The following is an 11,386-nucleotide window of genomic DNA, read 5'->3' on the forward strand; positions in this document are numbered from 1 at the left end:
CCGGAAGGCGTGCGCGATCGGGGCGTCAGCGGCACGTCAGCGAGTTCTGCGAAGGTACCGGCGCCCAGTTGGACCCAACAGACAGCTCCGTGAGAGGAGCGTTCGCGACGTGCGACGCATCAGTCTCCGACGGCCGGGCGGAACATCCCGCCTTGCCGCGTGTCTCACCGCGGTCGGCGTGGTCGCCGCCCTGCTGACGACTTCGGGAGGCGCCGCGGCGTCCCCCGAACCCGAGCGGGTGACCTCGAAGTTCACCGCCACCGACGGTGTGACCTACACGGCCACCAACCACATGCTGCCCGCAGCCCAGGGCCGCGGCCGGGAATGGCTCCTGACCTGGGCGGGCTCCGCCGACCCCGCCAAGCCGGACTTCCTCGCCGTGGTCGACGCGACCCGCAACTCGCCGACGTACGGCGAAGTGGTCAACACCGTCACCCTCGGCCCCAACCACGCCAACGAGGCCCACCACATGCAGTACGTGTGGCACAAGGGCGACCGGCTCTTCGCGGGCGCGCTGCTCCAGGACACGGTCTTCGTCTTCGACACGAGCAAGCTGCCCGCCCTGAGCCTGGCCGGTGTCAACTCGACCGTCGACACTCCGTGCGGCACCGCTCCCGACGCCTTCCAGGTGCTCCGCGACGGCACCGCGTACGCCAGCTACCTCGGCGGACCGGACGTCCCCGGCCCCTGCACGTACACCAACGGCGAGGTCCGCGAGGGCAACGGCGCGGCCGGCTCGCCCGGCCAGATCGTGCGGATGGACAAGGACGGCAAGACCCTCGCCGAGATCCCGGCCGCACTGGCCGAGGGCGAGGACCCGAAGCAGTGCGGCAACGTGCCCGCTCTCAAGAAGGCCACCTGTGCCAACCCGCACGGGATCATGGTCAACGAAGAGAAGAACATCATGGTGGCGAGCGACTTCGTCGAGGCCCGCCACTTCCTGAGCCCGAAGCTGCCCGACCAGGCCAACCTCGCGCGCCAGACGGTACGCGTCTGGGACATCGAGGACCGCCAGAACCCGAAGCTGCTCTCCGTCAGCAAGATGCCCGACGGTCCGCGCGCCGGCCTGGAGAAGTCCGCGATGTGGCACGAGTCGCGCGTCGTGATGGAGCCCGCGCTCCCCAACAAGAAGAAGCACAAGGGAGCGTTCGCCTCCTCCATGCTCGGTGGCGCGATCTTCTACGCCCCCGACGTGACCGTGCCCAACCCGAAGTGGCGCGAGGTCTTCGACGACACCACGGCGTACCGCGCCTGGGGCGCGCCGAAGGACGTCACGGGCGGTGGCGACGCCGGAAGCTGGCTGATGGTCAGCCCCGACGACCGCTACCTGTTCCACACGGTGATGGGCCAGTCGACCGCGTACGGCAAGCCGCTCGACAAGACCACCGGCATGCTCTACGTCCTCGACATCCAGAAGCTGCTGGCCGCGGGCGACAACCCCAAGTGCAACATCGACCGGCTCAAGGAGGTCTACCGGGGCGGACTGGAGAGGGACTGCCCGGCCGTCACCTCCGCCATGCCGATCCGTGACACCACGGACGGCGGCCCGCACTGGGGCGCGATGGACAACTTCGAGCAGACGTACGGCGGAAAGTTCCGTGAGACCAAGCAGATCCGCCGTCTCGCCACCTCGAACTACTTCATCGCCGGCTCCTTCAGCGGCGACGGCAACCACGACGTCTGCATGTACGACCTCGACCGCAAGGGCAAGCTGAAGCAGGACAGGTCGTTCCGCGACGAGCGGAGCGGCAAGCCCTGCGTCGACTTCGACCGGACCTCCTGGCCGCACGGCGAGACCGGTCCCGCCCGTCCGCACGGCATCCTGTTCACCGTCAGTGACAGCGTCCTGAAGTGACCGGATCCATCGGTACCCAGGTGACCGCGGCCCTTACCCCGGGCCGCGGTCACCTGGCCGCGCTGGACGGGGCGGCGCCGGGGGAGACCCTGGTGCCGATCGCCGTCGCGTCCGTCATCGGCATCCTCGTGGTGCTGGTGATGGCGCGGCGGAACCTGCTGCCCCGCAGATACCTCGGCGTCTCGTTCACCGTCTTCGCCGTGGCGCTCGGCCTCGTCGCCGTCGCCGCGCTCGGTTCCGGGGACGACGACCGAGGAGCCCTCGCCGCCCAGGACACCCTCGCCGCGCAGGAGCAGACCCCGCCGGGCACGCCCGTCCTGCGGACCCTCGCCCTCGGAGGGAAGAAGGTCGGCGTCCTCGTCGTACCCGGACGGCCCGGACCGAATCTGGTCGCCGTCGGAGCCGAGAACGCACAGGCCGGCACCACCGCCGCCACTCTCCGTCCGGGCGAACGGCGCCCGGGCAGCGCCCAGTCCTGGATTCCGGTGGACCTCCCCGAGGGCCGCAGCACCCTGCGGATCTCCGCGGGCGGTGCCGCCGGTGAACTCTCCGTCGACACCGGCACCGCGGCCCAGGCCCCGCTCGCCGCCCTCGCCACCGCCGACGGAGCGGAGTGCGCGGAGGTCGCCCTCGGCGCCCTCGTCGCAGGCGAACGCGCCCCGCTCACCGCCTGCCCCTCCGACCGGCTCGCCGAACGGGACGCCACCGCGCTGCGCGCCACCGTCCACTTCCTCGCCGCCCGCGGCATCCGCTCCGTCGGCCTCGTCTCCGACAACTCGGAACGCGGCAGGGCCGCGGCCGCCACGGTCCGCGCCGCCGCCGCGCGCGAGGGCATCGGCGTCACCGCGCCCGGCCGGACCTCCCAGCCCCTGATCGTCACCAGCGGCTGGCCCGGCGCGACGGACGCGACCCTCGCCGTCGAGAGCGGCCGGACCCTCGCCCAGGGCGTGTACCTCGCGCCCTGGCTGCTCGCCCGGTCCGTCATCACGCCCGGCGCCGGCCAGTTGATCCCGCTGCGGTACACACCGAGGCGGGCCGACGCCATGGAGTACGTCAAGGCACTCACGGCCCGGATGCCCGGCGCGTACCCGACGGGCGGCGGCTACGAGGCCTGGCAGCGCGTACGGGAGGAGAAGCCCGAACCGGCCCCGCGGCTCTTCGCGGTCTCCGTCGCGTACGTACCCGGAGGCATGGTCTCCGCCGACGGCAAGGGCCAGAGCGCCGGGCACCACCACGGCGGTGCCGAGACGGCGGAGTGGCTGCCCTCGGGAATGATCTCGCCGATCAGCGGCCCCCTGAAGGAGAGGACCAACGATGACCCGGGAGCGTAGGCGCGACGAGGGCCAGTGGGCGCTCGGATCGCGGGAACCGCTGAACGACAACGAGCGCTTCAAGGCGGTCGAGGATCCGCTGCTGGTGCGCGAGCGCGTCGAGAAGATCTACGCGCGCGAGGGCTTCGCCTCCATCCCCTCCGAGGACCTGCGCGGCCGGCTCCGCTGGTGGGGCCTCTACACCCAGCGGCGCCCCGGCATCGACGGCGGGCGCACCGCGACCCTGGCGCCGGAGGAGCTCGAGGACGAGCACTTCATGATGCGGGTACGCGTCGACGGCGGTGAGCTCTCCGTCGCGCAGCTGCGGGAGATCGCCGCGCTCTCCACCGAGTTCGCCCGGGACACGGCCGACATCACCGACCGACAGAACATCCAGTTCCACTGGATCCGGATCGAGGACGTCCCCGAGATCTGGCGCCGCCTGGAGGCCGTCGGACTGTCCACCACCGAGGCCTGCGGCGACTGCCCCCGGGTCGTGCTCGGGAGCCCCGTCGCCGGGATCAGCCCCGACGAGGTCCTGGACGCCACGTCCGCGATCCGCGAGATCGTCGACCGGCACGTCGGGGACCCCTCGCTGTCCAACCTGCCCCGCAAGTTCAAGTCCGCGGTCAGCTGGCTGCCGGACGTGCCCTTCCAGATCCACGACATCGCCTTCCTCGGGGTGGAGCACCCCGTGCACGGACCGGGCTTCGACCTCTGGGTGGGCGGCGGACTCTCCACCTCCCCCCGGCTCGCCGAACGCCCGGGCGCGTGGGTGCCGCTGGCGGAGGTGCCCGAGGTCTGGGCGGCCGTCGCCGGACTCTTCCGCGACTACGGCTACCGCCGGCTGCGCAACCGGGCCCGGCTGAAGTACCTCATCGCCGACTGGGGCGTGGAGAGGTTCCGCGAGGTCCTGGAGACCGAGTACCTCGGCCGGCCGCTCGTCGACGGCCCCGAGCCGGTCCTTCCGGCGGCTCCGGTCGACCACGTCGGGGTCCACGAGCAGCGGGACGGCCGGTACTACGTCGGTGCCGCGCCCGTCGTCGGGCGGGTCTCCGGCACCAGGCTCGCCCGGCTCGCCGACATCGTCGAGGCCCACGGCTCCGGCCGCATTCGCCTGACGCCCTATCAGAAACTGCTCGTCCTGGACGTGGTGGACCCCGAGCCGCTCGTCCGCGACCTCGAGGCGATCGACCTGATCGTCCACCCTTCCCGCTGGCGCCGCTCCACCATGGCCTGCACCGGCCTGGAGTACTGCAAGCTCGCCATCGTCGAGACGAAGGACCGGGCCGCCGAACTCGTCGCCGAGCTCGAACGGCGGCTCGCCGGTCAGGACACGGACATCACCGTCAACATCAACGGCTGCCCCAACGCCTGCGCCCGCACCCAGGTCGCCGACATCGGCCTCAAGGGCCAGATCGTCGTCGGCGCCGACGGCACCCAGGTCGAGGGCTTCCAGGTCCACCTGGGAGGCGGTCTCTCCCTCGCCAAGGACGACGAGGCGGCCCTCGGCCACAAGCCCCGGGGCCTGAAGGTGGCCGCGACGGACCTGCCCGACTTCGTCGAGAACCTCGCCCGCGGCTACCAGGAAGGCCGTACGGACGAGTCGGAGACCTTCGCCCAGTGGGCGGTCCGCACCCACACGGGCCAGGACTGACACCTCTTCGCCTCCCCAAGGTGCCCGCGGCCCACCGCCCAGGTGGACCGCGGGCACCTTCGTCGTACGAGGGGGCGCGAGCGGGCCACGCCGGACGACGGCGCCGGGCGGCACCAGGGGGCTTCCCGCCCACCCGTGCGCGGTACGGCGAGACCCCCGTACCCCCATGTGAGGAGGGGGTACGGGGGTCTTCGGGTCTTCACACGGATGGGCCGGAGGCGGACGCGGGCCGCACGGTGCATCCGGTGCACCGCGGCTCCCGCGCCGTGTATGAGGCACCGGGCCCGCCTCCGGGCTCAGGGGCGGCACCGGCCCGTCAGGCCAGGCCGCGGTTGCGGAGCACGCGGCGCTCCAGGGGGCTGAAGACCAGGAGGTCGATCAGCACGCCCACCGTCAGGATGAGCAGGATGCCGAGGAAGACGCCCGGCATGTCGATGTTCTCGCGGGAGTTCTCCAGGTAGCGGCCGAGGCCGACGCCCAGCTCCGGGGAGGACGCGATGAGTTCGGTCGCCATGAGGGAGCGCCAGGAGAAGGCCCAGCCCTGCTTGAGCCCCGCCGTGTAACCCGGCAGGGACGCCGGCAGCAGGATGTGGCGGGCGCCGTTCAGACCGGTGGCGCCGATGACGCGTCCCGCGCGGAGGTACAGCGGCGGCACCTGGTCGATGCCGGAGACCAGACCGATGGCGATCGAGGGGACCGCGCCGAGCAGGATGACCGCGTACATGGCGCCGTCGGTGAGGCCGAACCAGATGACGGCCGCCGGTACCCAGGCCACCGACGGCAGCGACTGCAGTCCGGACAGGACGGGCCGGAGGGCCGCCCGGACCAGCGCCACCCGGGCGACGAGCAGACCCAGCGGCGTACCGATGGCCACCGAGGCCAGGAAGCCGAGGAGGCCGCGCTCCAGACTGGTCCAGACGATGTCGAACAGGGTGCCGCGCAGCCAGAGCGTGCGCAGGCTCTCCCAGATCGCCGCGGGACTCGGCAGCCGGTCCTCGGACACGAGGCCGCTGAGGTGCAGCGTCTGCCAGACCGTCAGGACGAGGACGATGCCGAGCAGCGGCGGAGCCACCGTCCGTCGCAGGATCCGCCCGACGGAGTCCCGGCGTTCGGGCTTGGTCTCCAGGGAGTCCAGGCCCGCCTCCAGCCGGGCGAGATCGGCGTCGTCGCGTGGTCCGGCCTCCGCCGCGCGGGCCTCAGTCTCGGGCATGGCGCCGGATCTCCTCGCGCAGCTGGTCGGTGATCTCCACGGACAGCGTGGCCACGTCCGGGTCTTCGGGGCGGCGCGGCTGCGGCAGGTCGATCTTCCACTCGTGGGCGACCCTGCCGGGCCGGCAGGACATCAGCAGGATGCGCTGGGCGAGCCGGACCGCCTCGCGGACGTTGTGGGTGACGAAGACGACGGAGACCCCGGTGCTCTCCCAGATCCGGGTCAGCTCCTCGTGCAGGACGTCGCGGGTGATGGCGTCGAGCGCGGCGAACGGCTCGTCCATCAGCAGCACCTGGGAGTCCTGCGCCAGGGCGCGGGCGAGAGCGACCCGCTGCCGCATACCGCCGGACAGCTCGTGGGGCCGCTTGCCGTACGCGTCCTGGAGCCGTACCAGGCTGAGGAGTTCCTCGGCACGCGTCCGGCGTTCGGCCTTGGGCACCCCCCGCAGCCGGAGGACCAGCTCGATGTTCCGGCCGGCCGTCAGCCAGGGGAAGAGCGCGTGCTCCTGGAACATCAGGGCGGGCCGGCCGGAGGGCACCTGGATCTCGCCCGAGGTCGGCTGGTCGAGGCCCGCGATCACATTGAGCAGGGTGGACTTGCCGCACCCGGAGGAGCCGAGCAGGCAGACGAACTCTCCGGGCTGGACATCGATGTTGATGTCCTGGAGCACCGTCTGCACGCCCTCGGCACGGCGGAACGTCTTGTGGACCCCCGCCACGCGGACAGCGGGCCCGCGGGGCGCGAGGGAGGCCGCACCGGGATCGGCGACCTGTTCCGTGGTCATTGTCGGATGCACTCGAGTCAACTCCTGGGTGCAGTGCAGGACGGGCGGACGGCAGGCAGGCCGTCGCCCCTCACGGTGTCGTCGCTCATGGCGCCGTCCGTCATGACGTCGGCCCTCATGGCGTGCCGAGCCCGGCGTCGTCGACCGGGGGCCGGCCCGCGGCCTTGCGGACCCGGTTCAGGGGGCCGAGGTCGTAGATGCCGCGCAGCACGGGGCGGTCGAGAAGACCCGCCGCGGTGGCGTGGGCGGCCTGGGCGTCGAGGGTGGCGGCCAGCGGGTCGTCGGTGAACGTGAGGGAGGGCCAGGCCGACTCGATGATCTCGGTCGGCAGCGGCTTCCCCGTCAGGTCGCGCAGGGCCTCGTTCACGGACCGCCTGGCCCGCTCCGGCTCCGCGGCGATCCACGCGTTGGCCGCCGAGGCCCCCTCGACGACCGCGCCGACGACGTCGGGGTGCCGGTCGAGGAAGCGCTGCGACACGATGAGATGGGTGGTCACGAACCGCCGGTCGGGCCAGAGGTCCGCCTCCTCGACGAGGACGCGCGCGCCCTGGGCGACCAGCAGCGAGGCGGTCGGCTCGGGCACCCACGCCCCGTCGATGGAACCGGACTTGTAGGCGTTGGGCGTCATCTTGGTGTCGGTACGGACGACGGACACGTCGCCGCGCCCCGACAGCGGGTCCACCTTCCAGCCCTGCTCGGCGATCCAGTGCAGCAACGCCACGTCCTGGGTGTTGCCGAGCTGGGGGCTCGCGATCCGCTTGCCCCGGACGTCGGCCGGCGTACGGATCTTCTCCGGGTGGACGACCAGCTTGACGCCGCCCGAAGCGGCACCCGCGACGATGCGCAGGCCCTTGCCGCCGAGCTTGGTGTAGCCGTTGATCGCCGGCGACGGGCCGACCCACGCGAGGTCGACCGAACCTGCGTTGAGCGCCTCGATGGCGGTGGGCCCGGCATTGAAGGTCGCCGTGGACAGCTTCGTACCGCCGAGTTCCTTCTGGATCATGCCCTCACGCACGCCGACCAGGGCGGTGGCGTGCGTGAGGTTGGGGAAATAGCCGACCCGCACCTCCGAGGCGGAGAGCGCGGCGCCCGTCGGCACCACCTTCGCGGTGGTGCCGACGCGCTGTGAACCGTAGCCGCACGCGCTGAGCGTGGCGCAGAGCGCGAGCCCCGCGAGGGCGGCGCCGAGCCGGCGGACCTGCCTCATGCGCAGGTCTCCCACGGGGCCCCGGTCACGAACGAGTCGCCCGCCATGCCCGCCGTCAGCGTGGTGCCGTCGGCCGGGTCGATCAGAAGAAACGATCCGGTGCGGCGTGAGACCGCGTACGGGTCGAGGGCGAGCGGAGCGGCCGTACGGATCCGGACACGGCCGATGTCGTTGGCCGTCAGCTGCCCGGGGGAGCCGTGCTGGGACAGCGGATCGAGCGTCACCCGGCTGACCAGCTCCTTCACGACCGCCTGCACGGTGCGCGTGGTGTGCTTGAGCAGGACCCGCTGGCCCGGAACGAGAGGCCGGTCGGCGAGGTGGCAGACGGTGGCCTCGACGTCCTGGGAGGGCGTGGGGGCCTGGTCGGAGGGGACCAGCAGGTCCCCGCGCGACATGTCGACGTCGTCCGCGAGCAGCACGGTCACGGACTGGGGCGCACGGGCCGTCCGCACCGGCTGCCCCAGCAGGTCGATGGCGCTGATCACCGACGTACGGCCGGAGGGCAGCGTCGTGACCTCCTGACCCACGTGCAGCGATCCGGACGAGATCATCCCCGCGTAGCCCCGGTAGTCGGGGTCCTCGGCCGTCTGCGGGCGGATGACGTACTGCACGGGCAGGCGGGCGGGCGCACCGACGGGCTCCGAGCTCACCTGGACGGTCTCCAGGTGCTCCAGGACCGTCGGCCCGCCGTACCAGTCCATGCTCGCCGACGGGCCGACGACGTTGTCGCCGTTGAGCGCCGACACCGGGATCGCGGTCACCTCGGGGACGCCGAGCCCCCTCGCGTACGCGATGAAGTCGTCCGCGATGCCCGCGAACACCGTCTCGGCGTGGCCGACCAGGTCCATCTTGTTCACGGCCAGGACCACGTGCGGCACCCGCAGCAGCGCGGCCACCGCCGCGTGCCGGCGGGTCTGCTCCACGACCCCCTGCCGCGCGTCCACCAGGATGATCACCAGCTCGGCGGTGGAGGCCCCGGTGACCATGTTCCGGGTGTACTGCACGTGCCCCGGGGTGTCGGCCAGGATGAAGCTGCGGTTCCCCGTCGTGAAGTAGCGGTAGGCCACGTCGATGGTGATGCCCTGCTCGCGCTCGGCCCGCAGGCCGTCCGTCAGCAGCGCCAGGTCCGGCGTCTCCTGGCCCCGGGCCAGCGACGCCCGCTCGACGGCCTCCAGCTGGTCGGCGAGCAGCGACTTCGAGTCGTGGAGCATCCTGCCGACCAGCGTGGACTTGCCGTCGTCGACGGAGCCGGCCGTGGCGAACCGCAGCAGGCTGGAGTGGTGCTCGGTTCCGCTCGGCCTCGTCGGCATGATCGGCATCAGAAGTATCCCTCGCGCTTGCGGTCTTCCATGGCGGCCTCCGACATGCGGTCGTCGGCCCGGGTGGCGCCCCGCTCGGTCAGCCGGGAGGCGGCGATCTCCTCGATGACGGTCTCGGGGTCGGCGGCGGAGGAGTCGACGGCGCCGGTGCAGGACATGTCGCCGACGGTGCGGTAGCGCACCGTGCGGATCTCCAGCGGCTCGCCGTCCTTCGGGCCGCCCCAGTCGCCCGGGGTCAGCCACATGTTGTCCCGCAGGAAGACCTCGCGCCGGTGCGCGTAGTAGATGGACGGGACCTCGATGTCGTGGCGGGCGATGTACTGCCACACGTCCAGCTCGGTCCAGTTGGAGAGCGGGAAGACCCGCACGTGCTCGCCGGCGGCGTGCCGGCCGTTGTACAGCTGCCACAGCTCGGGACGCTGTCGGCGAGGGTCCCAGCCGCCGAACTCGTCGCGCAGACTGAACACCCGCTCCTTGGCGCGGGCCTTCTCCTCGTCCCGGCGCCCGCCGCCGAACACCGCGTCGAAGCGGTGCGTGCGGATGGCCTCGACGAGCGGCACGGTCTGCAGGGGGTTGCGCGTGCCGTCCGGCCGCTCGCGCAGTTCCCCGCTGTCGATGAGTTCCTGTACGGACGCCACGTGCAGCCGCAGCCCGTGGCGGGCGACGGTGCGGTCGCGGTAGTCGAGCACCTCGGGGAAGTTGTGCCCCGTGTCGACGTGGAGGAGCGAGAACGGCACCGAAGCGGGTGCGAAGGCCTTCAGCGCCAGATGGAGCATGACGATGGAGTCCTTGCCGCCCGAGAAGAGGATGACGGGGCGCTCGAACTCGCCCGCCACCTCGCGGAAGATGTGCACCGCCTCGGATTCGAGCGCCTCCAGATGCCGCAGAGGTATGTCTGTCTCGGTCGTCATGTGTGGATCCCGCATTCCGTCTTGGCGCTCCCCGCCCACCGGCCCGCCCGGGCGTCTTCGCCCGGGAGCAGGCGCCGGGTGCAGGGGGCGCAGCCCACTGAGCCGTAGCCGTCCGAGAGCAACGGGTTGACCAGCACCCCGTGCTCGGCGATGTACGTGTCCACGTCCTCGCGCGACCACCGTGCGATCGGGGAGATCTTCACCTTGCCGCGCGCCTCGTCCCAGGCGACGACCGGTGTCGTGGCGCGCTCGGGCGAGTCGAACCGGCGAAGCCCCGTGACCCAGGCGGTGTACGGGGCGAGCCCCTCCTCCAGCGGCTGGGTCTTGCGCAGACTGCAGCACAGGTCGGGGTCGCGGCGGTGCAGTTCGGGACCGTACTCCGCGTCCTGCTCGGCCACCGTCCGGCGGGGGAGCAGGGTGATCAACCTGACGTCGCCGACCGCCTCCAGCGCGTCCCGCGTCCCGATGGTCTCGGGGAAGTGGTAGCCGGTGTCGAGGAACACGACGTCCACTCCGGGCAGTACGCGCGCGGCGAGGTGGGCCACGACGGTGTCCTCCATCGAGGAGGTGACGCACATGCCGGAACCGAAGGTGTCGGCGGCCCAGCGCAGGATGTCCAGTGCCGGGGCCTCTTCCAGCTCCCGCCCGGCCCGGGTGGCGAGTTCTCTGAGTTCGTTCATCCGAAGTCCTCTCGATGTCTCTTCGCGTGAGCGCCGAGAAATGACAGGGAAAGAGCGCGTTGCACCCACCTGATTGCCGAACGGCAGGCGCAGGCTAACGGGGCCGCCGTACATGACGCTGACGAGGCGCTGACCCGGCAGCGGTACGGGCGAGGGCCGGCCAGTTCTTACAGGCGACGCTCAGTCGCCCGTCAGCGGACGGTAAGCGGCACCTGTCACGATCGGCCGCACAAGGCGCCGACGAGTCCATGGGATTGAGGGTGCGGAGATGGAGTCCGAGACAGGGACGAGCACGCGCACGCGTCCGGAGGAACCGGGGAAAGAAGTCCGCCGACTCGATCGGGTGATCATCCGGTTCGCGGGTGATTCGGGTGACGGTATGCAGCTCACGGGTGACAGGTTCACCTCGGAGACGGCGTCGTTCGGGAACGACCTCTCCACGCTGCCGAACTT

General features: G+C 71.8%; 10 protein-coding genes. 4 read left to right on the forward strand and 6 right to left on the reverse strand.

Features of this window, described 5'->3' with window-relative positions:
• Positions 1-109: 109 nt before the first annotated feature.
• From ACF1G2_RS29735 to ACF1G2_RS29745, 3 genes are read left to right on the forward strand one after another with little or no spacing between them, the layout of a single operon-like run.
• Positions 110-1,855 (forward strand): hypothetical protein, encoded by a 1,746-nt coding sequence (locus ACF1G2_RS29735; RefSeq protein ID WP_391801254.1) that lies wholly within the window; start codon positions 110-112, stop codon positions 1,853-1,855.
• Complete coding sequence (locus tag ACF1G2_RS29740) at positions 1,852-3,186, forward strand: hypothetical protein (RefSeq protein ID WP_391801255.1); 1,335 nt, start codon at positions 1,852-1,854, stop codon at positions 3,184-3,186. Before ACF1G2_RS29735 ends, ACF1G2_RS29740 begins: the two co-directional genes overlap by 4 nt.
• A complete protein-coding gene (locus ACF1G2_RS29745) occupies positions 3,170-4,822 on the forward strand; it encodes a nitrite/sulfite reductase (protein WP_391801256.1) in 1,653 nt (550 codons plus the stop codon). The genes ACF1G2_RS29740 and ACF1G2_RS29745 overlap by 17 nt, the downstream gene beginning before the upstream one ends.
• A 316-nt stretch (positions 4,823-5,138) precedes the next feature.
• Here the strand turns inward: ACF1G2_RS29745 and ACF1G2_RS29750 are convergent, their stop codons facing one another.
• The 6 genes from ACF1G2_RS29750 to ACF1G2_RS29775 form a co-directional block, all read right to left on the reverse strand.
• A complete protein-coding gene (locus tag ACF1G2_RS29750; RefSeq protein ID WP_391801257.1) occupies positions 5,139-6,032 on the reverse strand; it encodes an ABC transporter permease in 894 nt (297 codons plus the stop codon).
• Complete coding sequence (locus ACF1G2_RS29755; protein ID WP_391801258.1) at positions 6,019-6,816, reverse strand: ABC transporter ATP-binding protein; 798 nt, start codon at positions 6,814-6,816, stop codon at positions 6,019-6,021. Before ACF1G2_RS29755 ends, ACF1G2_RS29750 begins: the two co-directional genes overlap by 14 nt.
• 115 nt (positions 6,817-6,931) lie before the next feature.
• On the reverse strand, positions 6,932-8,023 hold the full coding sequence (locus ACF1G2_RS29760) for an ABC transporter substrate-binding protein (RefSeq protein ID WP_391801259.1): 1,092 nt from the start codon (positions 8,021-8,023) through the stop codon (positions 6,932-6,934).
• Positions 8,020-9,333: a sulfate adenylyltransferase subunit 1 gene (locus ACF1G2_RS29765; protein WP_391801260.1), complete on the reverse strand. Its 1,314-nt coding sequence runs from the start codon at positions 9,331-9,333 to the stop codon at positions 8,020-8,022. Before ACF1G2_RS29765 ends, ACF1G2_RS29760 begins: the two co-directional genes overlap by 4 nt.
• Positions 9,334-9,341: 8 nt before the next feature.
• The gene (gene cysD, locus ACF1G2_RS29770) at positions 9,342-10,253 is read right to left on the reverse strand and encodes a sulfate adenylyltransferase subunit CysD (RefSeq protein WP_391801261.1); all 912 of its coding nucleotides are present in this window, start codon (positions 10,251-10,253) and stop codon (positions 9,342-9,344) included.
• A complete protein-coding gene (locus ACF1G2_RS29775; protein ID WP_391801262.1) occupies positions 10,250-10,933 on the reverse strand; it encodes a phosphoadenylyl-sulfate reductase in 684 nt (227 codons plus the stop codon). Before ACF1G2_RS29775 ends, cysD begins: the two co-directional genes overlap by 4 nt.
• 268 nt (positions 10,934-11,201) lie before the next feature.
• Between ACF1G2_RS29775 and ACF1G2_RS29780 the strand changes: the two genes are divergently transcribed.
• A partial coding sequence (locus ACF1G2_RS29780; protein ID WP_391801263.1) for a hypothetical protein occupies positions 11,202-11,386 on the forward strand: 185 nt, incomplete at its 3' end.

Source organism: Streptomyces sp. NPDC013457 (genome assembly GCF_043089925.1).
Lineage (GTDB): Bacteria > Actinomycetota > Actinomycetes > Streptomycetales > Streptomycetaceae > Streptomyces.